Here is a 23,278-nt window from a genome sequence, read left to right on the forward strand (position 1 = left end):
TCAGAGGTACAAAGGTACAAAGGTACAAAGGTTTCTGATCTTTGCGCTCTTTGCGTAAACCTTTGCGAACTTTGCGGTTAAAAAACTTAACCGCAAAGTTCGCAAAGGTTTTTTTGTTTTTAGCGCAAAGTTCGCAAGGTTTTGTGTAAAAATTGATTTTTTCAATAGCCTCCAGCTTTAGCTGGAGGTATAGATAAATGGAGAGAAAAAGGCTTTAGCCGAATAATTTAGGCGCTGTATTTTTCCAGCTAATCATCAATTGAAAAAAGAAAATCCTGCTTATTAGCTCTAGTTCGAATGATTCAGTTTTGGTTTTATAAATGGGAATGTGATTCTATTTTGATCCCATTTGATGTCTTCGGGATCATAGTGATTATTGTTCTTCTTATATTTTAGGACGGTATCTTCTTCTTGTGTTGTTCTTCTAATGGCAATAAAGTCGCGATTCCTTTTAAAAAAGTTTAATGATTTGTATAAATCGAAAAACATTTTAGAATTTAAAGTGTCAGATTGTGATGCAATAAAAGTTCCGTTTCGAAAATCATTGCTATAATTTAGTTTTATGAAGTCATAGATGTTTTTGTTTGAGACAGTTATTAGGTCTCTTGGATGTAAATCGCTGAAATGTGGAATTGTATCTGCGTTTGGTGTCCCGCATATAAATCCTATTTCATTATTTTGAAAATAATATGCAGTAGAATCAGAGTTGATGATAAATGTGTCTGATCCATAAACGAGCCATCCGGGAATTGGTGGAGGGGACAATACGGTGTCACCATTAATAATATGTGTTTTTTGAGAGATTATATAAGGCGTGTTTCCATTTTTATTTCCTGCTTTATTGCAGTTTGATAATAGAAAGCAGATTAAAAAAACAACAAAAAATTTATTCATTATGAGGTAGATTTAAAATAAAGATATAAAAAAATCCCAAGAAGCAAATCTTGGGATTTTGGTTTTAGAAGTTTTAAAACTATCTAATTTCGTTATTTTGAATCAAATCGATATACAAATTGATTTTGTCTTTTAAATCTTTTCTAGGCGAGATAAAGTCAAGGAAACCGTGCTCTAAAAGAAATTCAGCAGTTTGAAAACCTTCCGGTAAATCTTTTCCTGTAGTATCACGTACCACACGAGGACCTGCGAAACCAATCAAAGCACCCGGCTCAGAAATATTGATATCTCCTAACATGGCGTAAGAAGCGGTAGTTCCTCCAGTGGTTGGATCTGTACATAAAGAGATGTAAGGTAATCCGGCTTCTGCAAGCTGCGCTAATTTTACAGATGTTTTTGCTAATTGCATTAACGAATAAGCTGCTTCCATCATACGAGCTCCTCCTGATTTTGAAATCATCACGAAAGGCATTTTGTTTTTGATCGCGTGATCAATTCCTCTTGCGATTTTTTCACCTACAACAGCTCCCATAGATCCACCAATAAAGGCGAAATCCATACAGCAGATTACAAGGTCTTTTCCTTTAGATTTTCCCACTCCGGTACGCACAGCGTCTTTAAGGTGAGTTTTTTCCATTACATCTTTTAATCTTTCTGCATATTTTTTTGTGTCCACAAAATGCAAAGGATCTTTAGAGGTCATGTTTTTGTCTAATTCAACAAATTCATTGTTGTCGAATAAAATCTCAAAATAGGTTGCGCTTCCAATTCTAACGTGGAAATCATCTTCTGGGCTAACAAATAAGTTTCTTGCTAATTCGTCAGCATCAATAATTTTTCCGGTAGGAGATTTGTACCACAATCCTTTCGGAACGTCCATCTTATCTTCTGTAGCAGTCGTAATCCCTTTTTCCTGTCTTTTAAACCAAGCCATTTTTTTTCTGATTTTAGATCTTAGACTTTAGACTTTAGATTTTAGATTCCGAGAAATCTGAAATCTAAAGTCAGCCATCTAAAATTTATAGTGTATTTACGTTATTCAAGTCTGCAAAAGCTTGTTCAAGTCTTGTATTGAATGTCACTTCGCTTTCACGTACCCATTTTCTTGGGTCGTAGTGTTTTTTGTTTGGAACATCAGCACCGTCAGGGTTACCGATTTGTGTTTTTAAATAGTCAATGTTTTTAACCATATAATCACGGATTCCTTCTGTATAAGCAAATTGTAAGTCCGTGTCAATGTTCATTTTGATCACTCCGTATCCAATTGCTTCTCTAATCTCTTCAAGTGTAGAACCTGAACCTCCGTGGAAAACGAAATCTACCGGGTTATGACCAGTGTTGAATTTGTTTTGAACGAAATCCTGAGAGTTTTTTAAGATTTTTGGAGTCAATTTTACGTTTCCTGGTTTGTATACACCGTGAACGTTACCAAAAGCAGCCGCAATTGTAAATTTAGGACTTACTTTAGATAATTCTTCGTAAGCATAAGCTACTTCTTCCGGTTGTGTATATAATTTTGAGCTGTCTACATCAGAGTTGTCAACACCATCTTCTTCACCACCTGTAATACCAAGCTCGATTTCTAATGTCATACCCATTTTACTCATTCTGGCAAGGTATTCTTTGCAGATTTCAATGTTTTCTTCGATTGGCTCTTCAGACAAATCGATCATATGAGAACTGTATAATGGTTTTCCTGTTGCTGCAAAATGTTCTTCAGAAGCATCTAGTAAACCGTCAATCCAAGGCAATAATTTTTTAGCACAGTGGTCAGTGTGCAGAATTACAGTAGCACCGTAAGCTTCTGCTAAAGTGTGAATATGTTTTGCACCTGCAATTGCACCTGCAATAGCTGATTTTTCGTTAGCATTAGATAATCCTTTACCGGCATTAAATTGTGCTCCACCGTTTGAAAATTGAATAATAACTGGCGCATTTAGTTTTGCTGCAGTTTCAAGAACTCCATTAATAGTACTTGACCCCGTAACGTTTACCGCCGGAAGTGCAAATCCTTTTTCTTTTGCATAGTTAAAAATCTCCTGTACCTGATCTCCTGTAGCTACTCCTGGTTTAATGTTGTGTGCCATTGTTAATTTTTTTTTATAGTTGTTTTTAGTTTTTAGGTTGCAAAAATAAGAATTAATTAGCATTAGAACGGATAATTTATTCCAAAATTTAAAACCGAGTGACCAAAATTGTATTCTTTAAACCAGCGATCTCCCTTCTCATGCGACGGATTATAGGTCTTGAAGCCTAAATCTAAACGAACAACAAAAAAGCTTAAATCGTAACGTAAACCAAATCCTGTTCCCACAGCAATATCAGCTAAATCGTTTAAGTTGTTAAATTTTGCTTTCTCGTCGATGACATTATCGAGCACATTCCAGATGTTTCCGGCGTCTGCAAAGATGGCTCCTTTTACATCTCCGAAAACTTTAAATCTAAATTCACCGCTGAAAGCAATTTTCATATTGGCCTCATTAAAGTCATTGGAAGCATTCGTACTTCCAGGACCCAAAGAGTAGGGCTGCCAGGCTCGGTTATCATTCGAACCTCCTGAATAGTAACTTCGGGAGAAAGGAATATAATTTGAATTGCCAAACGGAATGGCGATTCCAAAGAAACTTCTTACGGCCAAAACTTTTTCTTTTCCAAAATCCCAATGTTTGATATAATCGAATTCGGTTTTGATGTATTCAGAATATTCTAAGTTGAATATTTCATAATTGCCGCTTGCATTTTTAGGTAGGCTCGCAATATTTGAAATAGCAGACAATAAAGTCCCCGCAGATTCTATTTTTGTTTTGAACTGATAAAAAGTGTTGTCGGCTAAATCTTTTTTAGTGGTTTTGGTAAAAGTGTAACTTGTCGCCAGGATAAAATCATTTTCGGTCAGACGAACCCTTCTTTCTTCAATGCTTTCTACCTCCTTGTAATTAGGATCTGAAGGCGTTAAAGAGGTTTTTCCATTTAAAACCTGACTCGTAAAATTGCTTGTTCCTTCTGTTATGATCAGATCGCCATTTTCATCCAAATTTAAGGGGTCTGTGTTGTAGGTACTGGCAATGTCATTTAATTCATTATAAGAAGAAGTATAAACATTAAAGTAATTGCCGGGATTTAAATTTCGGACAAATTGAGCATTAAGCAATTCAAATTTTGCGGTATTATTTCGTTTAGGAGACCAATTGTAGGCAAGTCCACCGGTGAAGTTTTCCTTGTCCAGACCGATATTTCGTTGTTTCGAAAAACCACTCGAGATACTTGTGGACGGGATCATTCTTTTAGGGATAATCTTTTCTGTTCCGAATGGTAATAAGATTCTAGGGAAATTCAATTTCATATCAAGACCATATTCCGAAACGTTAAAGAAATTATTGTTCGGGTTGGCCATGTCTCTTGAAGAGCCTATGTTTACACGAGCAGAAATTTCTAAAGTTTCCGCTCTGTTAAATACATTTCGAATGGTTTGAGAGATACTGGCTCCAATTCCAAAATTCTGAATATTTGAATGGGTAAGATCGAGCGTAGCACCGAAACTGTATTTTTTTCTTGGAGTTAGAAAAATATTAGCGATGAGTGATTGAGCCGTTGAGTCGCGTTTGTCTACTTCGTATTGTATAGAAGGATAATTAAAAATCTTCAGATTATTTAAATATCGGGACGAAAGCGTTGTTCTGGTATCTGAAAAGACACTTCCTTTTGTAATAAAAACAGCGTCTGTAATAGCGCGTGGTTTGTATTTTAATTTTTTGTAGCTGTATAAATTAAAGTTGTTGTACGTAGTGCTGTCTTTGATTTGACCTTTTGAATTCGCTGCAGAATAATCAGTGTAGATGTTTACATCGCTTATTTTGTATAATTTAAAAGGTTCTGTACGGCTCGAATCTTTTTCCTGAATCGTGTTGTTGTTAATAATTAAATTAACATCAGCTTTGTTTTTTTTGCCAATGGTGTCAATATCATACGTTACATAAGTAGGCTGAAAATAATAAGCACCATGATTTCTGAAATAGGTTGTAATACGGTTTTTCTCTTCTTCAAAATCAGAGGTTTTAAATTGGTTGCCTGATTTTACCAAGGAGAGTTCCTTATTTGTTTTGTATAAAGAATCTAACGCAGGAGTTAAAATAGTGGTTCTGATCGAATCTAAAAGGTAAGCCGGACCGGTAGTAATGTGGTAATTGATTCGGGCTTTTTTGCGTGCTATACTGTCAATGGTATAGGCTGTTTTGACATTAAAATAGCCGTTGTTAAAATAGTAGAATTTCAGACGTAATAACGTTTTTTTTGTTTTAGCTGTATCGATAATTACCGGAGGCTCTCCTGTGTTTTTTAAAAATTCATGAATCCCTTTGTATAAAAATGACTGTCCAAGTCGGTCTACTTGTTTTGCTGACAGTATTTTAGACTGACGTTCGTATAAACCCGGATTGTTTTTAAATTTTGCCTGATAGGTAGAATCCGGATTTAAGTTGGCCAAATTGTATAAATTCAAACGCAATTTGTATCCTAATAAAGTTCCGTTTGGTTTTTGATACATCTGATTGGATGCAGTTTCATCATTTGTAGACTTTCCATTAACAAGAATATTGTTTTTAGTAAGAAGACTTTTCCCGTCGGGAACTCTTTTTACAGCATTACAAGCGCAAATAAGTATTGCTATTAGAATAAATGCTAGTATTTTTGTGGAATTCTTTTTCAAGTGTTATTTAATATTTAATTCAAAAGTACATTATTTTATGGTTAGTAAAAACCAAATAAAGCTTATATCAAGTTTACATCAAAAAAAGCAACGTTTTGCAAATCAATTATTTTTCGCCGAAGGGGTAAAAGTAATTCAGGAACTCTTGCAGTCTAACTTTGAATTAGAACATTTGTATACCACACAAAATGATTTTGAAATTGTTCATTCCTCAAAACGCACGCTTATTTATGAGCAAGAACTTAAAAAAATAAGTGCTTTAGCAACTCCAAACTCTTGTCTGGCCGTTTTCAAGATGCCGGCAGAAAACAAAATTAACGATACCGGTCTGATTCTGGCATTAGACGACATTCGCGATCCCGGAAATTTGGGGACAATTCTGCGTTTGTGCGATTGGTTCGGAATTAAGCAGATTATTTGCTCAAAAGAAACCGTTGATATTTACAATCCAAAAGTTGTACAAGCTACAATGGGGTCTATTACCAGAGTAAATGTAAATTATGTCGATTTAAACACTTTTCTTTCACAAACAAAATTACCTGTTTTTGGAACTTTCATGAACGGAGAAAACATTTATCAATCTAATTTGCCTCAGGACGGAATCATTATTATGGGTAATGAAGCGAACGGTATTTCAGAAGAGATTGAAAAAAAGGTTACAAGCCGACTTACAATTCCGAGATTTGGAGAGCTGCAAAAAACCGAAAGTTTAAATGTAGCTACCGCAACAGCAATTATTCTCAGTGAGTTTAAACGAAATAGTTAAGATTTTGTTTTAATGAAAAGTAAAATTTACTAAAATAGCTCTCGATTTCATAGAATCAATATTATCTGTCCATGGACTTGGTGTGCCCGGTTTATCACGAATTAATTCATCTGTGATACCAAACATACCTCTAATAGAAGGAGAGAAAATAAAATATTCTGTAAAAAGATCGATTCCAAAACCAACTTCATAAGCAGCAGTCCATTGTTTTACTCTGAATTTTTGCTCGTGATTGTCATCTTGCGATTTGGCATTACTGGAAAGATTTAAGGTTGTTGACATTCCTCCAACTAAATACGGACGGATATTTCCTGTTCGCAAAGCAGAGAATTTTAACAATAATGGAAAATGGATATAGGTGCTGTTTACCTCTCTCAAATAATCTTTCTTCTCCGGAAGAGGGTAGTACAGGTCACGTTTGGTATAATACAAACCTGGTTCAAAACGCAGGTTAATGTATTCCTGTAATCTTAAATCGGCAACAACACCAACATTAAAACCGGTTGTTTTTTTTACCTGAATATCCTGTTGTACGGGATCTTTGTAATCAAATTTAAAGTCGAAACTGTTAAAACCTAAGTAATAACCAAAATACACTCGCTGTTTTTGCCAGTTTTCGAGATTAATAATAGGATCTTTACTAAACATATTTTTAGCAAATTGTGAGTATCCCTTTGTTGTTAAGGCTAATAAAATTATGATTACTGTTTTTTTCATACTATTTCTTAGAAGCAGAGTAAATGGTTGCAACTCCAAAAGTTTGTGGCATAGCTACAACATCTATAAACCCAATTTTTCGTAAAATATTGTTCAGAGCCTCGCCATAAGGGAAAGCAGCAGCAGATTCAGACAAATAACCATAAGCGGAATTGTCTTTGGAAAATAATTTTCCTATTAGTGGAAGTATGTTTTTCGTGTAAAAACGATACCCTTGTTTGCAAGGTGTTTTATCAGGAACTGAGGTCTCTAAAATTACAAAAACGCCATTTGGTTTTAAAACTCTTAGAATTTCAGCAAAACCTTTTTCCAGATTTTCAAAGTTTCGAACACCAAAACCAACGGTGATTGCGTCAAAATGATTGTCTTCAAAAGGGATATTCTCAGAATCGCCTAAAACCAACTCGATAACATTTGATAACTTTTTTTCTTCTACTTTTCTTTTTCCAACTTCTAGCATTCCTGCTGAAATATCCAAACCAATGATTTTTTCTGCATTTGTTTGTGCCATTAGAATAGCCAAATCACCGGTTCCGGTAGCGATATCAAGGATAATTTTTGGTTTAGTGTCGGAAACTATTTTTAATACCTTCTTTCTCCACTTAATATCAATTCCAAATGAAATTACGCGGTTTAAATTATCATAGTTTCCAGAGATCGTATCAAACATTTGAGCAACTTGTTCTTTTTTGCCTAATGTAGAGTTTTTATACGGAGTTATTTTTTCAGACATTTTTTTAATTTACGCAAATATAATACAAATCTTCTTTAACTGTAATTCAGTTTTTTAATTTGTAAATCAAATGTTTCAGAAAAGCAGAATTTTAGCAAAACATAGGTTTTTTCACCATCACCAAAAGGGGGTATTTTGCAAAAATCACGGTAAGTGGGTATTGTGCGGGTAAGAATTTATGGCCAATTTTGTAATGTTGTTAATCTGAATTAGTATGATGATTACCGATAAGTTAGTGACTTAAAATCAAATGAATTTCCCCGTGCTTGTTATTCGTTTGTTCTTGTAGTAGTTTTAGTGTGTTGTTTTTATGACAATACTTTTTTAAAAGCGCAATACGTTCTTAGGATTAAATTTGTTTTTGGAAATTTTAATTTTCTTTGCCTTTAGTGCCTTCGTGGTATTTGGTACTAAAGGCTCTTTTTTTGAGACTTGTCTCAGGAAAAAATCCAATTTGTAAGAATCATTTATGTCAGGTGATTTTTATCTAGATCAAACTCTACTCTTGAATAAGTCCTAAGTTGGAAATCAGTTTTTCATTAAAAACACCTTCATTTGAGGGTGTTTTTTATTTATGCTTTAACGAAAGTCTCATAAGTGTAATCGTAAAGGTGTTTTTCGTCTTTTTCGTTAGCTTCAGATTCGACAAGTTGCCATTCCTCTTTTTTAATATCAGGGAAAAAAGTATCCGCTTCAAAGCTGTGATGTACTCTTGTTATTTCTAAAACATCAGCAAAAGGCATGGCTAAAGTATAGATTTCTCCTCCTCCAATAACAAAAGAGTCTTCATTTGTCGGGCATTTTGCAATGGCTTCTTCTATGCTTTTTACTACGATGCAACCTTCAGGTTGGTAATTTTCCTGACGGGTTATTACCACGTGAGTCCTGTTTGGTAAAGGTTTTGGAAGGCTCTCAAAAGTCTTTCTCCCCATTATAATATGGTGGTTCGTTGTAAGAGCTTTAAATCTTTTGAAATCATTTGGCAGATGCCAAATCAATTCGTTGTTTTTTCCAAGAGCATTGTTTTCGGCAACAGCCGCTATCATTATAATCATGGTATGCTGAACTAAATTTTATTTTCGGTATCCTCGTTTATTTTTGATTCTAATTGACTGATTCTTTTTTGTTGTAAAGCAACAAGTCTGTCAATTTGTTCCCTTTCCCAGTTTTTATTCATGAATCGATCTGTGATATAAACTTTTATAAAATGCAGTATAAATATAAAAAGCCATATTGTGATCGCCCAAATACACCAATTTTGATTACTGGTACTAACACCAAATCCAAAAAATCGATTTGCAATAAATAAAAACAAACTGCCTATAAGAAAAAGGACGAAATGAAAATATAATACTTTTTTCTGTCTGATTCTTCTTCTGGCATACTCGTATTGTTCGTGGACTTCTTTTTCCATAAGATTAAAAAAAATAATGAGATTATAAAGTTAGAATTTATTTTGAAATCTCAATATTCTGAGCGTGGAATATTTATTTTTTAAAGAGTTAATTATCTGAAATCCAAAATTTAAGATGGAATTAATTATGAATAGAGAAAAAAAAATATTTACTTTTTGATATTATCATAAATCGGTTTTCCTGATGTTGAATGTTCAGATGAATTTATGTAAATTAGACGTACTAATCTAAAAATTAAATAGTTATGGCTTTGAAGAAACAGTTTGTAAAGACGAAACCAGTTTGTAAAGTTACATTTTCAATTGATGCTAAGGAGGCTAATGCCGTAGCTGTAGTTGGAGATTTTAACAATTGGAATGCTCAGGAAGGAACTTTAAGTAAGTTGAAAAACGGAACTTTTAAAGCAACTTACGACCTGGTAAAAGATGCAATTTACGAGTTTAAATACATAATTGACGGAAGTTATGTTAATGACCCCGAAGCAGATTCGTATCAATGGAATGATTTCGCAGGAAGCGAAAACAGTGTGTTAGTCGTATAAAAAAATCCGCTAAAAAGCGGATTTTGTATTTTTATACAGCAACACTGCCTTTTATACCGGCGTGTGGTTCGTAATCTAACAATGTGAAATCTTTATAATCAAAATCAAAAATGTTTTTAATCTCCGGATTTAAAATCATTTTTGGTAGTGGTTTTGGCTCACGTGTCAATTGCAACTCCAGTTGCTCAAAATGATTGTTGTAGATGTGTGCATCTCCAAAGGTGTGGATAAATTCTCCCTGCTCCAAATCGCAAACTTGTGCAATCATCATCGTTAAAAGAGCATAAGAAGCAATATTAAAAGGTACTCCTAAAAAGATATCAGCACTTCGCTGGTAAAGTTGACAGGAAAGTTTTCCTTTTGTTTCTCCTTTAGTTTCATCAGGACTTGTTACATAAAACTGAAAAAAGGCATGACAAGGAGGTAGGGCTGCTTTATTGTTGGCAACATTCTCTTCAAATGATTTTTTTGTATCCGGCAAAACCGAAGGATTCCATGCAGAAACCAACATTCTACGGCTATTCGGATTTGTTTTTAGTTCGGTAATTAATTCAGAAATCTGATCAATTTCTTCGCTGTTCCAATTGCGCCATTGATGTCCGTAAACAGGACCTAAATCGCCATTAGAATCGGCCCATGCGTCCCAAATTTTAACTCCGTTTTCCTGAAGATAAGCAATGTTGGTGTCGCCTTTTAAAAACCACAGCAATTCGTAAATAATAGACTTTAAGTGTAATTTTTTGGTGGTAACCATTGGGAAACCTTCACTTAAATCAAAGCGCATCTGGTAGCCAAAAACACTTTTTGTTCCGGTTCCTGTACGGTCGCCTTTTTGATTGCCGTTTTCTAAAACGTGTTTTACTAAATCTAAGTATTGTTTCATTAGGATGTTTATTCGTTTAATTGTTTAATCGTTTAATCGGTTAAACAATTAAACGAATAAACGATTAAACATTGAAGTCTATCTTTTCGAGATTTCGTCTCTGATTTTAGCTGCTTTTTCGTAATCTTCCTGAGAAACGGCCTGATCTAAAAGATCGTTTAACTCTTGTAAGCTATGTTTTGCATAGACATCACCGGATTGATTGCTTTCTTCTTCATGTCCAAAAGTCTCCGGATTTGACAGCACGTCATCTATTTCCTGAGCCCCCTGATCGGTATCTGCAGAATTTGATTTTAAGTAAATTCCCGCTTTGTCCAGAATGTTTTTGTAAGTGAAAATAGGCGCGTTAAAACGCAATGCTAAAGCGATTGCATCTGATGTTCTGGCATCAATAATTTCCTCGATTTTGTCTCTCTCGCAAATTAAGCTCGAATAAAAAACACCGTCAACAAGTTTGTGAATAATGACTTGTTTCACTACTATGTCAAATCTTTCTGCGAAGTTTTTGAATAAATCGTGCGTTAGTGGGCGAGGAGGTTTTATTTCCTTTTCTAAAGCAATTGCAATCGATTGGGCTTCAAAAGCACCAATAACAATTGGAAGTTTTCTTTCGCCATCAACTTCATTCAAAATAAGGGCATAAGCGCCATTTTGAGTTTGACTGTATGATATTCCTTTTATGGATAGTTTTACTAGACTCATATATGTGGGTAAAAAAGGGCAATTAATGCCTCATTTTAATACTTTTTTTGATTGAAAAATAAAGGTGCAATTTTAATCAAAAAATATGGAACAAAAAAGCTACCTAAAACAAAGATACGATTATCTTGTTTTTAGGCAGCTATATTTTTATAGAGAATTTTGAGATCTAAGAATGTTGTGCTTTAAAAGCTTTTAGTTTCTCAATTAATTGAGGTACAATTTCAAAAGCATCTCCAACAATACCGTAATCTGCTACTTTAAAGAAAGGAGCTTCAGGATCGTTGTTGATCACTACTTTTACTTTAGAAGAGTTGATTCCCGCAATATGTTGAATTGCTCCGGAGATTCCGATTGCAATATAAAGGTTTGTTGCAACTGGTTTCCCTGTTTGTCCAACGTGCTCGCTGTGAGGTCTCCATCCTAAGTCAGAAACAGGTTTAGAACAAGCGGTTGCTGCGCCAAGAACAGCAGCTAAATCTTCTACTAATCCCCAGTTTTCAGGACCTTTTAGTCCGCGTCCGCCAGAAACTACGATGTCAGCATCAGCGATAGAAACTTTTCCGGTTACTTTTTCTACAGATTCTACTTTTACTCCGAAATCATTGTCACCAATAGATGGATTAAAGTCTTCTTCAGTTGCAGATCCTGCATTTTCAAAAATTCCGTAAGAGTTTTTAGCCAAACCAAGAATTTTTACATCTGTATCGATTTGTGTAATGTTGAAAGCTTTGTTAGAAAAAGCATTTCTTTTTACCTGAAAAGGAGAAGTGCTAACCGGTAAGCCAACTACATTGGAAGCAAATCCTGCTTCTAAAGATACTGCTACAAGGGAAGAAAGATAAATACTGTCTGTTGTAGAAGAAAGTAAAACCAATTTGGTTCCTTCTTTCTGAGCAGCTTGTTTGATTACATCAGCATAAGCTTTTGCAGTAAAACCGGCTAATTTATCGTTGCTTACTTTTAAAACTTTGTCTACTCCGTATTTTGATAATTCGCTTACATCGCTAATGTTAACAGTTAAAGCGGTTACTGTTGTTCCTAAAGTTTCAGCTACTTTTTTAGCATATGAAGCTAATTCAAAAGCAACTTTTTTAAATTTTCCTTCTGCAGATTCTGCATATATTAATATTGACATGATAATTTTAGATTTTAGATTTTAGATTTCAGATTTTTGAAACTGAATTCTAAAACGGGATTCTTAAATAACGATTTTTGATTTTGAAGAGGATCATCTATTGCGGTTTAGATTTTGTTTTGCGGTTTGCAATCTAAAATCTAAAATCAGCACTCTTAGATTACCTTAGCTTCGTTGTGTAATAAACTGATTAACTCGTCTAAATTATCAGGAGAAACTAATTTTACTGCTGATTTAGGAGCTGGTTTTTCAAATTTAACCGCTTTTGTATTTACTGGAGCGTCAACTGGCTCAAGAATAGTAAGTGCTTTTGTTCTTGCAGTCATGATTCCTCTCATGTTCGGAATACGCAAATCTTTTTCTTCAACAAGACCTTTTTGACCTCCAATAATTAAAGGTAAAGTAGTACTTACTGTTTCTTTTCCTCCGTCAATTTCACGAACTGCTTTTACGTTGTTTCCTTCAATAGTAATGCTGGTGCAAGAGTTTAAAAAGTTTGAACCTGTAATTGCTGCGATCATTCCCGGAACCATTCCTCCGTTGTAATCTAAAGATTCTTTTCCGGCAATTACCAAATCGTAACCACCATTTTTGATTACTTCAGCCAATTGTTTTGCAACAAAAAAACCGTCAGTTGGATTAGCGTTTACACGAATTGCTTCGTTTGCGCCAATTGCTAAAGCTTTACGTAAAGTTGGTTCAGTATCAGGACCTCCAACATTTACTACAGTTACTGTAGCTCCTTGTTGCTCCTGGAACCAGATAGCACGTGTTAAACCAAACTCATCGTTAGGATTAATTACGTATTGTACACCATTGGTATCGAATTCTGAGTCACCATTTGAGAAGTTAATTTTTGAAGTAGTATCAGGCACATGGCTGATGCAAACTAATATTTTCATAAGTATGATAGTTTATAGTTATAATATTCATTTACAAATTTAGAAATTAAAATCGGAATAATATACTATGCATGCATAATATTTTTTGAAAACTATTACGATTTCGAGGATTCCGCATTTTTGATGGCCTTTCGTCGGAATACGAAAACAAATATACATTCTTTTTTGTTGATTCTTAGGGATTTTGCAATTTTGTATAGTTTGATAATCGCGGATTTTGAAGTAATTTGTGTTGTTTTTTTAAATATTTTAGAATCAAGTCCAAAAGTTGTGGCTTTTTTATAAAAACTTCTTCGTTTAGAAAAATGTGTTGTTTGTTTTAACTGCTAGGTGCGCAAAGAGTTTTGTTGATGCTGAACGCAAAGAGTTTGCAAAGTGATATTTAAAAATCTTAGTGAGCTTTGCGTAAACCTTTGCTGTTGAATTTTCTCGCAAAGACGCAGAATCGCAAAGTTTCTTTTTTATACACGCAGATTTGGCAGATTAAGCCGATATTTTTGCTTTGTGATTTCGATAAAAACAATCTGAATAAATCTGCTACCCGAGCGATAGCGAACTGGCGAAGCAAATCTGCGTGAAAAAATTTCTCAGTAAACAATAGAAGTCTACAAAGCTTGATGTGAAAAGTTTCTTTTTTTTTAATCTTTGCGAATCTTTGCGTAAACCTTCGCGGACTTTTGTGGTTAAATTAAGGTATAAAGTTGATTTTGGGAGTAAAATACTATTTAAAGAATAAAAACGTTATTATATCGATTTCGTAAATAGTTCGATGTTTTTTTTAAAGTAAAAACCTGAAGCGGTATTGAAGTTCCTGCGATTTTAAATTTAATTTATGCTTTTAAGTTATTTAAAATATTTATTTTTGCTCTTCAGAAAATTCAACATACAATATAAATATGAGAACAATACAATTTAGAGAGGCCATTTGTGAAGCGATGAGCGAAGAAATGCGTCACGATGAATCCATATATTTAATGGGCGAGGAAGTTGCAGAATACAACGGGGCATATAAAGCTTCAAAAGGAATGCTTGCTGAGTTTGGCGAAAAAAGAGTAATCGATACTCCAATTGCTGAGCTTGGTTTTACAGGAATTGCAGTAGGATCAGCTATGAATGGTTGTCGTCCTATTGTAGAGTATATGACTTTTAACTTCTGTTTAGTTGGTATTGATCAAATTATTAATAATGCTGCTAAAATGCGTCAGATGACAGGTGGACAATTTAATGTGCCTATCGTTTTCCGTGGACCAACTGCTTCTGCAGGTCAGTTAGGAGCAACTCACTCACAAGCTTTAGAAAACTGGTTTGCGAATACTCCGGGGCTTAAAGTTGTTATTCCTTCTACTCCTTATGATGCAAAAGGGCTTTTAAAATCAGCTATTCGTGATAATGATCCTGTAATTTTTATGGAATCTGAGCAAATGTATGGTGATAAAGGTGAAGTGCCGGACGGAGAATACACAATTCCGTTAGGAGTTGCTGATGTGAAACGTGAAGGAAAAGACGTTACTATTGTTTCTTTCGGAAAAATTATCAAAGAAGCTTTTATTGCTGCTGATGAATTAGCCAAAGAAGGAATCTCTTGTGAGATTATCGATTTAAGAACCGTTCGTCCTATGGATAATGAGGCTATTCTTACTTCTGTTAGAAAAACAAACCGTTTAGTAATCTTAGAAGAAGCTTGGCCATTTGCAAGTATTTCTTCTGAAATAACGTATATTGTTCAGGAACAGGCTTTCGATTTTCTTGATGCGCCAATTCAACGTATTACAACAGCAGATGCTCCTGCGCCTTACTCTCCTGTTTTACTAAAAGATTGGTTGCCAAACGCAGCTGATGTTGTAAAAGCAGTAAAGAAAGTAATGTACAAATAGTTCATAAACAACATTTATAAAACTTCATCAGTCATATTTAATTGATGAAGTTTTTTTTTACCAGATGATGAAAAAAGTAATTCTATTTAGCCTGTTTTTTGTATTTGCACTTGTAAATATTGCTACTGCACAAACCAAAGTGAGTGGAATTGTTTTAGACAAATCTAATCAGCCAATTCCGTTTGCCAATGTCGTTTTTAAAGGCTCAAGCACAGGGATTGTTTCTAATGAAGATGGTCGATTTTATCTGGAATCACCCAATACTTATACTGTTTTACTGGTAAGCTCTGCAGGATTTTCGGATAAAGAAATTACTTTGGAGAAAGCGGTAAATTATGATTTTAAGATTGTTCTAAACGAAGCGGAAGCACTTAATGAAGTTGTTATTTTCACCGGAAAAACTTCTAAAAAGAACAATCCCGCATTAGATATTTTGAGAAAAATCTGGGAACGAAAACGTAAAAACGGATTGTACCAGTTCAATCAATATCAGATGCAGAAGTACGAAAAAGTCGAATTTGATATGAATACGATTGATAGTGCTTTTATGAAAAACAAACTCTTTAAAGGAATGGAGTTTGTATTCAAACATGTTGATACCTCTGAAGTTACCGGAAAAACGTATTTGCCTATTTTTATCAGCGAATCGGTATACGATGTGTACGGTGACAATAAAATTAAAAAAGTAAAAGAGAATATTACCGGAAACAAAACATCCGGATTTAATGGCAATCAGCAAATTCAGGCTTTTGTAAAAGATCTTTATTCTGATTATAATATTTACGACAATCATCTTAAATTTTTTGATAAGAGCTTTACCAGCCCGCTTTCAAGAACCGGAATTGACGTTTATAATTATGTGCTGAAAGACAGTGCTTATATTGATAAAAAATGGTGTTACAACATTGTTTTTTACCCAAGACGTAAAAACGAATTGACTTTTAAAGGAGATTTTTGGGTAAATGATACCACTTTTGCTATCAAAAGAATCAATATGGGCGTTACCAAAAGCGCCAATATTAACTGGGTAAAAGACATTTATATCGAGCAGGAATTTGAAGTACAAAATGATTCCGTTTTTCTGTTAACCCGTGACTATATGATGTCTGATTTTGCTTTAAACAAAAAAGAAAAATCAAAAGGAGTTTACGGTAAACGAACCACGCTGTTTAGGAATCATAAATTTAATATTCCGAAGCCCGATAAATTTTATAAAGAAGAAGTCAATTTTATAGACAATGAAGTCTATGAACGGCCTGATGAATTCTGGGCAGAAAATCGTTTTGAAAAGCTAAATAAAGACGAGGCAGGTATTTATAAAATGCTTGACACGCTGCAAACGGTCAAAAGATTCAAGCAACTTTACAGTTTAGTTTCGATATTAGGAAGTGGTTATGTGGAGTTTAAAAACTTCGATTACGGACCTATTTTCTCTACTTTTGGCTACAATGAAGTCGAAGGGATACGTCTGCGTGTAGGAGGCCGAACGTATTTTGGGCCGAATGATCCATGGCGTTTACAGGCATATACCGCATATGGTTTTGACGATAATAAATTTAAATACGGTGTTTCCGGAAAATGGATGTTGGAAAAGAAAAACCGAATCATTATTTCGGGAGGAAACAGGCGGGATATCGAGCAAATCGGTGCCAGCCTAACCACAACCAACGATATTTTAGGGAGAAGTTTTGCCTCATCGGCTTTGTTTACAACAGGCAGTAATGGTAAACTAACAAATATTAATTTGAGCAATGTTTCCTTTGAGATGGAACCATTGAAAAATTTTGTTTTTCAGACCGGCGTTTCGTATCGAACATTAGAGTCCGCTTCACCAACGTTTAGTTTAGATTATTATACTACTTTGCCAACAGTTGCAAATCCTTCGGGAGTTGTTGCCAGCGTAGTTAAACAATTCGAAGCTAATATTCAGTTCGAATTTATGCCAAATCGCAAAACGATTGGTTTTGGTGTAGAACGAAAGATTGTAGACAGCCCTTTCAGCCATTTCTTTATTAATTTCAGTTATGGACTTAAAGGTGTTTTAGACAGTGATTTTGCCTACGAAAAAATTCAGTTATTCTACAAACAACCCATTATTATTGGGCCTTTAGGAAGATCTAATATTATTTTGGAAACCGGAAAGACTTTCGGAACAATTCCCTTGGGATTAATGAGTGTAATACCGGGTAACCAAACTTATTTTACGATCGAAAATACGTTCAGTAACTTAAACTTCTACGAATTTGTTACGGATCAATATACTACGTTGCAATGGAATCATGACTTTGGCGGAAGATTGTTTGCCCGAATTCCTTTTATGAGAAAATTAAACTGGAGAGAGTTTGTGGGTGTCAGAGCGGTACACGGAACAATTTCCGATGCCAATCGTGCCATAAATGCCTCAGGATTGCCTTATAATGCTCCTGAAAATGTATACTGGGAGTACAATGCCGGAATAGGAAATATCTTCAAAGTTTTCCGTCTGGATTTCTCCTGGAGAGGAAGTTACTTAAACACTCCCGATGCCAATAAATTTGCAGTAAAAGGATCTTTCGGCTTTTATTTCTAGCAAAAGGTAAATATTTTTTTGTTAATTTAGTTTCTATGAGTACAACCGTAGAAACCAGTAATTTAAATTGGACAATTAACCTTAGGGTCTTGGCCACTATTAGCGTAATTTTTGTTCATGTAGCGTGTGATATCCTTTATAAATATGGGAATGTTTCCAGTTTTGTTTGGTGGACAGGTAATGTATATGATGGTTTAGTTCGTTTTTGCGTACCCATTTTCCTAATGCTTACTGGAGCATTAATGCTAAATAAAAAATATGAACTGAATGATTTTCTTAAAAAGAAGTTCTCAAGAATTATTCTGCCCTTTTTGTTCTGGAGTTTCTTTTATGTGCTTGTAGCTTTAGGAAATGAATTTTTCGTACGATCTGAAATGCCCCTGCTCGAAAGTGGTAAATTGGCTTTTGATCTCATTAGAAAAGGAAGCTCTTTTCATTTATGGTATATCTATATGATTATTGGGATTTATCTTTTTATCCCAATTCTCAACAAATGGATTCAGCATGCCAGTGAAAAGGAAATACAATATTTTATTGCGGTTTGGTTTTTTGTTTTGTTTATAGATCAGCCTGTTTTTTCAGAGTTTCGCCTTTTTGTTGATTTAACCTATTTTACAGGATTTTTGGGCTATCTGGTTTTGGGGTATTATTTATCTGTTAAGGCATTTAAGTATGATGTAAAGAGGTTAAAGTTGATTTCTGTTATGCTGTTTCTTTTGGGGGTATCAATCACTATTTTTGGAACTTATTATTTGTCAGAAGTTGAAAATTGCTTTAATGAATATTTCTACGGATACTTAACTCTAAATGTTTTAATTGTTTCTGTTGGGATATTTGCTTTTTTTAAAAATTTGAAAATTTCAAATCCGATACTAAATCAGGTAATCAATTTTATTAATAAATACAGTTATGGTATTTATTTGGTTCATATTTTGGTGCTACGATTTTTAGTGTATTTAGGGATTGATTACGACTTTATAAATCCTGTTTTGGCAATCCCCCTCACTACTTTTTTGTGTTTGTTTATATCGGCTTTGGTTATCTATGGTGTCAATAAACTTCCCTATGGAACGTATATTTCGGGATAGCTGTCAACGTGAGGAGAGTTAAAAAAAAGCTTGCCACTAATTGCACGAATTTTCACGAATTGAATTTTATTAACTAAGAAATAATCGCTTTAATCCATGGCAAAAAAAGAATAGCCACAGATTACACAGATTAAAATGATTTTTTTTGGTTTGATATTACTATTCGATAATTGATCTCAAAGAAATTCGTGGCAAAAAAAGTTAGCCACTAATTGCACAAATTTTCACGAATTGAATTAAAAAAAAACGTATAAATAATCCTTTTAATCTGTGTAATCTGTGGCAAAATAAAGAAAGTAGCCACAGATTAAAATGTTTTTTTCTCATTTGATATTACTATTCAATAATCAATTTCAAAAATATTCGTGGAAATTCGCGAAATTCGTGACAAAAAAATCATGCAAGAAGCTATTGATTTCCTATCAGCTAAAAATCCGATATTTCAGGAAATAATTGATAAGTACGGATTACCTCCAATTCCAAAACGTCCGCAGGGTTTTGAAACATTGGTATTGCTGATACTCGAGCAGCAGGTGTCTATAGATTCGGCTAAGGCCACATTCTTAAAAATAAAAGCCTATACCGTTTGTGATCCCGCAACCATGTCGGTCTTGTCTGATGAGGAATTTAGGAGCCTTGGGGTGAGTCGTCAAAAGACATTATACATCAAAATTTTGGCTGAAGCCGTTTTAAGCAAGGAATTAGATATCGAAAGCTTAGCAGTTAAGTCGGCACAACAAGTCCGTGAGGAGTTGATAAGGCTAAAAGGAATCGGAAACTGGACTATTGACATCTATCTGATGTTTTGTTTGCAGGAGCCCGATTTAATTCCGCTTGGTGATATTGCGGTGGTCAATACGATTAAAGAATTGTTGGATATTCACGACAAACAGGAAATGGAAATTCATGCCCGACAATGGAGTCCATACCGCTCTTATGCGACCTATTTGCTCTGGCATTATTACTTAAATAAGCGAAATAGAAAAATTACCTATTAAATGCTTGTTTTTTAAAAGATAATGCGGATAATTTAAGCTGTTTTTTCATTGTAAACCTAGATTGTTTAGTTACTTTTGCAACCGAAATTATAGAATTAATAAAAAGTAAAAATGACCGCAGACAAACTAACAACTTTCGATGTGTTAATCGAAATACCAAGAGGAAGCAGAAATAAATACGAGTATGATTTTGAAATTAAAAGAATGCGTTTCGACAGAATGTTATTCTCTTCAATGATGTACCCGGCTGATTACGGATTTATTCCGGAAACTTTAGCTCTTGATGGCGACCCTCTTGATGTATTGGTTTTGGTAACTGAACCAACTTTCCCTGGATGTGTTATGGAAGTAAAACCAATCGGTGTTTTCCATATGGCAGACGATAAAGGACCGGACGAAAAAATTATTTGTGTACCAGTTTCAGATCCAATCTGGAATTCATTAACTGACTTGTCAGACATAAACCCGCACTTAGTAAAAGAAATCGAGCACTTCTTCCAGGTTTACAAAGATCTTGAAAACAAAAAAGTAGATGTTGAAGGTTGGGGAGATGTTAACGAAGCATTCGCTATTATTGCAGAATGTACAAAACGTTTTGACGATATCGAAAATAAACCAGAGGGATTGTTTAGTATTAAATAATATTAACCTTTGTATTTTATAAAAAAAGCAATACTCCGTCAGGAGTATTGCTTTTTTGTTTAAATTCGTTTTGCTAGTTTGTTGACTATTAACCAAAAAACCATTACAATATTATGAATGCATTTATGATTTACCTGCCAATTGTCATGGCAGTTTTAGGATTACTTTTCATGGGAATAAAAAGGAGTTGGGTTTTAAAACAAGATGCCGGCGACGGCAAAATGAAAGAGATTTCAGATCACATTTATGAGGGAGCGCTTGCTTTCTTAAAAGCGGAATACCGATTGTTGACGATCTTTGTGATTATTGCAAGTATTGCATTAGCAGGGATTACATTTATTCCGGGCGTTAAAACGCATTTGTTAATCGTAGTTGCCTTTATTTTTGGAGCGCTTTTTTCTGCTTACGCCGGTAATATCGGAATGAAGATCGCAACTAAAACTAACGTTAGAACCACCCAGGCAGCACGTACAAGTTTGCCACAAGCTTTAAAAGTTTCTTTTGGTGGAGGAACAGTAATGGGACTGGGGGTTGCCGGTTTGGCAGTTTTAGGTTTAACTGCTTTTTTTATAATTTTCTTTACGCTTTTTTCCGGTGGAGCCTGGAAGGATACAGAAACAATGACTGTTGTTCTTGAAACTTTGGCCGGATTTTCATTAGGAGCCGAATCAATTGCATTGTTTGCCAGAGTTGGAGGAGGAATTTACACAAAAGCGGCCGATGTTGGTGCCGATTTAGTAGGTAAAGTAGAGGCCGGAATTCCGGAAGACGATCCGCGTAATCCGGCAACAATTGCAGATAACGTAGGAGATAATGTAGGAGATGTAGCCGGTATGGGAGCTGATTTATTCGGTTCTTATGTCGCAACAGTATTGGCTGCAATGGTTTTAGGAAACTATGTGATTAAAGATATGGGCGGAAATATTCAGGATGCTTTTGGCGGAATAGGCCCAATTTTACTACCAATGACCATTGCCGGTTTCGGAATTTTATTTTCGATTATCGGAACGACGTTGGTAAAGATTTCAGATGATAATGCTAAAGAAGCGCAGGTGCAAAAAGCGTTAAATATAGGAAACTGGGTTTCGATTGTTTTAACGGCAATTGCCTGTTTCTTTTTGGTAAAACATATGTTGCCGGAAGTAATGACTATGGAATTCTTTGGAGAAGGAGCACAAGAGATATCTTCAATGAGAGTTTTTTATGCCACTTTGGTCGGATTAGTAGTTGGTGGGGCAATCTCATCGGTTACGGAATATTATACAGGATTGGGTACAAAACCGGTTTTGGCAATTGTGCAAAAATCATCAACAGGAGCAGGAACCAATGTTATCGCTGGTTTGGCGACAGGAATGATTTCTACTTTTCCAACAGTATTATTATTCGGAGCCGCAATCTGGATTTCATACGCATTGGCTGGATTTTACGGAGTAGCTTTGGCTGCTTCAGCTATGATGGCCACTACGGCCATGCAGTTAGCAATTGACGCTTTCGGACCAATCTCTGACAACGCCGGAGGAATCGCTGAAATGAGCGAATTGCCAAAAGAAGTTCGTACCAGAACAGATATTTTAGATTCAGTAGGAAATACAACCGCAGCAACCGGAAAAGGATTTGCGATTGCTTCTGCGGCTTTGACTTCATTGGCTTTGTTTGCGGCCTATGTGACTTTCACAGGAATTGACGGAATTAATATCTTTAAAGCACCTGTTTTAGCGATGCTGTTTGTAGGAGGGATGATTCCTGTAGTATTCTCGGCTTTAGCAATGAATTCAGTAGGAAAAGCAGCGATGGATATGGTATATGAAGTACGTCGCCAGTTTAAGGAGATTTCCGGAATTATGGAAGGAACCGGAAAACCGGAATACGGAAAATGTGTTGAAATTTCAACAAAAGCGGCTTTACGTGAAATGATGTTACCGGGAATTTTAACGATTGGTTTCCCGATTGCTATAGTGTTGTTAGGAAAACTGGTTTATGCAGACAACAATCAGTTAATTGCTGAAATGCTTGGAGGATACATGGCAGGGGTTACAGTTTCTGGTGTGCTTTGGGCTGTTTTTCAAAACAATGCAGGAGGTGCCTGGGACAATGCTAAAAAATCTTTTGAAGCCGGAGTTCTGATCAATGGCGAAATGACCTATAAAGGATCTGATGCGCACAAGGCAGCGGTAACGGGAGATACAGTTGGTGATCCGTTTAAAGATACTTCTGGGCCTTCGATGAATATTTTAATTAAACTAACATGTTTGATTGGTTTGGTAATTGCACCAATTTTAGGCGAAGGGCACGATGCTGCTACCGGAGGAATGTCGTGTTGTAAAAAGACGGAAATGCATGCAGGACATTCGAAATGTGGTGATATGTCTAAATTAGCAGGAATGACCAAAGAAGAATGCGCTAAAATGTGCAAAGAGAAAGGTTGTACAGCTGAAGAGACTGCAAAATGTCTGGCCAATTTTGATGCAAACGGGAAATATGTTGGGCCAAAAGCAGCTTCTTATGATGCAGTTCAATATGATAAAAAGAGTATAGAAGTTAATTTGTCTACTGTGAATGGTGTTACGAAAGGGACAGTAACAAAAACCGAAAACGGAAAAACAACAACTGAAGTTTTTGAAGGAACGGAAGAAGAAGTTAAAGCAAAAATTGAAGCAGCGAAATAAAAATCACTGTTTACTATCAATAAAAAATGCCTCTAAAAATTTTTAGAG

At 35.1% G+C, this 23,278-nt stretch carries 20 protein-coding genes; 8 read left to right on the plus strand and 12 right to left on the minus strand.

Annotated features, from left to right (window positions below; translation table 11 throughout):
* Positions 1-288: 288 nt before the first annotated feature.
* From G3A47_RS12785 to tamL, 4 genes are all read right to left on the minus strand, one after another.
* The gene (locus G3A47_RS12785; RefSeq protein WP_166922880.1) at positions 289-894 is read right to left on the minus strand and encodes a hypothetical protein; all 606 of its coding nucleotides are present in this window, start codon (positions 892-894) and stop codon (positions 289-291) included.
* 79 nt (positions 895-973) lie between these two features.
* Positions 974-1,828, minus strand: coding sequence for an acetyl-CoA carboxylase, carboxyltransferase subunit beta (gene accD, locus G3A47_RS12790; RefSeq protein ID WP_166922882.1), 855 nt, complete (start codon positions 1,826-1,828; stop codon positions 974-976).
* A gap of 85 nt (positions 1,829-1,913) precedes the next feature.
* The gene (fbaA, locus tag G3A47_RS12795; protein WP_166922884.1) at positions 1,914-2,981 is read right to left on the minus strand and encodes a class II fructose-bisphosphate aldolase; all 1,068 of its coding nucleotides are present in this window, start codon (positions 2,979-2,981) and stop codon (positions 1,914-1,916) included.
* 62 nt (positions 2,982-3,043) lie between these two features.
* Positions 3,044-5,599, minus strand: a complete 2,556-nt coding sequence (gene tamL, locus G3A47_RS12800) for a translocation and assembly module lipoprotein TamL (protein ID WP_208328364.1) — start codon at positions 5,597-5,599, stop codon at positions 3,044-3,046.
* Positions 5,600-5,636: 37 nt separating this feature from the next.
* Between tamL and G3A47_RS12805 the strand changes: the two genes are divergently transcribed.
* Positions 5,637-6,365, plus strand: a complete 729-nt coding sequence (locus G3A47_RS12805; RefSeq protein WP_166922886.1) for a TrmH family RNA methyltransferase — start codon at positions 5,637-5,639, stop codon at positions 6,363-6,365.
* A gap of 9 nt (positions 6,366-6,374) precedes the next feature.
* Here the strand turns inward: G3A47_RS12805 and porT are convergent, their stop codons facing one another.
* From porT to G3A47_RS12825, 4 genes are all read right to left on the minus strand, one after another.
* A complete protein-coding gene (porT, locus tag G3A47_RS12810; RefSeq protein WP_166922888.1) occupies positions 6,375-7,082 on the minus strand; it encodes a type IX secretion/gliding motility protein PorT/SprT in 708 nt (235 codons plus the stop codon).
* Position 7,083: 1 nt separating this feature from the next.
* Positions 7,084-7,815 carry a bifunctional demethylmenaquinone methyltransferase/2-methoxy-6-polyprenyl-1,4-benzoquinol methylase UbiE gene (ubiE, locus tag G3A47_RS12815; RefSeq protein WP_047772802.1) on the minus strand — a complete coding sequence of 244 codons (732 nt, stop codon included), beginning with the start codon at positions 7,813-7,815 and terminating at the stop codon, positions 7,084-7,086.
* 572 nt (positions 7,816-8,387) lie between these two features.
* The gene (locus tag G3A47_RS12820) at positions 8,388-8,870 is read right to left on the minus strand and encodes a dihydrofolate reductase (protein ID WP_166922890.1); all 483 of its coding nucleotides are present in this window, start codon (positions 8,868-8,870) and stop codon (positions 8,388-8,390) included.
* A gap of 11 nt (positions 8,871-8,881) precedes the next feature.
* Positions 8,882-9,229: a 2TM domain-containing protein gene (locus G3A47_RS12825; protein WP_166922892.1), complete on the minus strand. Its 348-nt coding sequence runs from the start codon at positions 9,227-9,229 to the stop codon at positions 8,882-8,884.
* Between the two features lie 245 nt (positions 9,230-9,474).
* On the opposite strand from G3A47_RS12825, the gene G3A47_RS12830 reads away from it, so the two are divergent.
* Complete coding sequence (locus G3A47_RS12830) at positions 9,475-9,771, plus strand: isoamylase early set domain-containing protein (protein WP_166922894.1); 297 nt, start codon at positions 9,475-9,477, stop codon at positions 9,769-9,771.
* A gap of 31 nt (positions 9,772-9,802) precedes the next feature.
* Here G3A47_RS12830 and G3A47_RS12835 read toward each other — a convergent pair whose 3' ends face one another.
* From G3A47_RS12835 to G3A47_RS12850, 4 genes are all read right to left on the minus strand, one after another.
* On the minus strand, positions 9,803-10,654 hold the full coding sequence (locus G3A47_RS12835; protein WP_166922896.1) for a thymidylate synthase: 852 nt from the start codon (positions 10,652-10,654) through the stop codon (positions 9,803-9,805).
* Between the two features lie 78 nt (positions 10,655-10,732).
* The gene (locus G3A47_RS12840) at positions 10,733-11,356 is read right to left on the minus strand and encodes a bifunctional nuclease family protein (RefSeq protein ID WP_166922898.1); all 624 of its coding nucleotides are present in this window, start codon (positions 11,354-11,356) and stop codon (positions 10,733-10,735) included.
* Positions 11,357-11,522: 166 nt separating this feature from the next.
* Positions 11,523-12,491, minus strand: a complete 969-nt coding sequence (locus tag G3A47_RS12845; protein WP_166922899.1) for an electron transfer flavoprotein subunit alpha/FixB family protein — start codon at positions 12,489-12,491, stop codon at positions 11,523-11,525.
* Between the two features lie 155 nt (positions 12,492-12,646).
* Complete coding sequence (locus G3A47_RS12850; protein WP_166922900.1) at positions 12,647-13,393, minus strand: electron transfer flavoprotein subunit beta/FixA family protein; 747 nt, start codon at positions 13,391-13,393, stop codon at positions 12,647-12,649.
* Positions 13,394-14,289: 896 nt separating this feature from the next.
* On the opposite strand from G3A47_RS12850, the gene G3A47_RS12855 reads away from it, so the two are divergent.
* From G3A47_RS12855 to G3A47_RS12880, 6 genes are all read left to right on the plus strand, one after another.
* Positions 14,290-15,267 carry a pyruvate dehydrogenase complex E1 component subunit beta gene (locus tag G3A47_RS12855; protein WP_166922901.1) on the plus strand — a complete coding sequence of 326 codons (978 nt, stop codon included), beginning with the start codon at positions 14,290-14,292 and terminating at the stop codon, positions 15,265-15,267.
* Positions 15,268-15,334: 67 nt separating this feature from the next.
* Positions 15,335-17,836 (plus strand): DUF5686 and carboxypeptidase-like regulatory domain-containing protein, encoded by a 2,502-nt coding sequence (locus G3A47_RS12860; RefSeq protein WP_166922939.1) that lies wholly within the window; start codon positions 15,335-15,337, stop codon positions 17,834-17,836.
* Positions 17,837-17,871: 35 nt separating this feature from the next.
* On the plus strand, positions 17,872-18,924 hold the full coding sequence (locus G3A47_RS12865) for an acyltransferase (protein WP_166922902.1): 1,053 nt from the start codon (positions 17,872-17,874) through the stop codon (positions 18,922-18,924).
* Between the two features lie 398 nt (positions 18,925-19,322).
* A complete protein-coding gene (locus G3A47_RS12870) occupies positions 19,323-19,922 on the plus strand; it encodes a DNA-3-methyladenine glycosylase family protein (RefSeq protein WP_166922903.1) in 600 nt (199 codons plus the stop codon).
* 111 nt (positions 19,923-20,033) lie between these two features.
* On the plus strand, positions 20,034-20,564 hold the full coding sequence (locus G3A47_RS12875; RefSeq protein WP_047772828.1) for an inorganic diphosphatase: 531 nt from the start codon (positions 20,034-20,036) through the stop codon (positions 20,562-20,564).
* Positions 20,565-20,677: 113 nt separating this feature from the next.
* Entirely contained in the window at positions 20,678-23,230 is a 2,553-nt protein-coding gene (locus G3A47_RS12880; RefSeq protein ID WP_166922904.1) for a sodium-translocating pyrophosphatase, read from the plus strand.
* Positions 23,231-23,278 lie beyond the last annotated feature (48 nt).

The sequence above is a fragment of the Flavobacterium poyangense genome (genome assembly GCF_011751075.1).
GTDB classification, from domain to species: Bacteria; Bacteroidota; Bacteroidia; order Flavobacteriales; family Flavobacteriaceae; genus Flavobacterium; species Flavobacterium poyangense.

Coding starts and splice junctions, on each gene's coding strand:
- G3A47_RS12785 (WP_166922880.1), bottom strand. CDS start 894: ATGAATAAATTTTTTGTTGTTTTTTTAATCTGCTTTCTATTATCAAAC.
- accD (WP_166922882.1), bottom strand. CDS start 1,828: ATGGCTTGGTTTAAAAGACAGGAAAAAGGGATTACGACTGCTACAGAA.
- fbaA (WP_166922884.1), bottom strand. CDS start 2,981: ATGGCACACAACATTAAACCAGGAGTAGCTACAGGAGATCAGGTACAG.
- G3A47_RS12805 (WP_166922886.1), top strand. CDS start 5,637: ATGGTTAGTAAAAACCAAATAAAGCTTATATCAAGTTTACATCAAAAA.
- porT (WP_166922888.1), bottom strand. CDS start 7,082: ATGAAAAAAACAGTAATCATAATTTTATTAGCCTTAACAACAAAGGGA.
- ubiE (WP_047772802.1), bottom strand. CDS start 7,815: ATGTCTGAAAAAATAACTCCGTATAAAAACTCTACATTAGGCAAAAAA.
- G3A47_RS12820 (WP_166922890.1), bottom strand. CDS start 8,870: ATGATTATAATGATAGCGGCTGTTGCCGAAAACAATGCTCTTGGAAAA.
- G3A47_RS12825 (WP_166922892.1), bottom strand. CDS start 9,229: ATGGAAAAAGAAGTCCACGAACAATACGAGTATGCCAGAAGAAGAATC.
- G3A47_RS12830 (WP_166922894.1), top strand. CDS start 9,475: ATGGCTTTGAAGAAACAGTTTGTAAAGACGAAACCAGTTTGTAAAGTT.
- G3A47_RS12835 (WP_166922896.1), bottom strand. CDS start 10,654: ATGAAACAATACTTAGATTTAGTAAAACACGTTTTAGAAAACGGCAAT.
- G3A47_RS12840 (WP_166922898.1), bottom strand. CDS start 11,356: ATGAGTCTAGTAAAACTATCCATAAAAGGAATATCATACAGTCAAACT.
- G3A47_RS12845 (WP_166922899.1), bottom strand. CDS start 12,491: ATGTCAATATTAATATATGCAGAATCTGCAGAAGGAAAATTTAAAAAA.
- G3A47_RS12850 (WP_166922900.1), bottom strand. CDS start 13,393: ATGAAAATATTAGTTTGCATCAGCCATGTGCCTGATACTACTTCAAAA.
- G3A47_RS12855 (WP_166922901.1), top strand. CDS start 14,290: ATGAGAACAATACAATTTAGAGAGGCCATTTGTGAAGCGATGAGCGAA.
- G3A47_RS12860 (WP_166922939.1), top strand. CDS start 15,335: ATGAAAAAAGTAATTCTATTTAGCCTGTTTTTTGTATTTGCACTTGTA.
- G3A47_RS12865 (WP_166922902.1), top strand. CDS start 17,872: ATGAGTACAACCGTAGAAACCAGTAATTTAAATTGGACAATTAACCTT.
- G3A47_RS12870 (WP_166922903.1), top strand. CDS start 19,323: ATGCAAGAAGCTATTGATTTCCTATCAGCTAAAAATCCGATATTTCAG.
- G3A47_RS12875 (WP_047772828.1), top strand. CDS start 20,034: ATGACCGCAGACAAACTAACAACTTTCGATGTGTTAATCGAAATACCA.
- G3A47_RS12880 (WP_166922904.1), top strand. CDS start 20,678: ATGAATGCATTTATGATTTACCTGCCAATTGTCATGGCAGTTTTAGGA.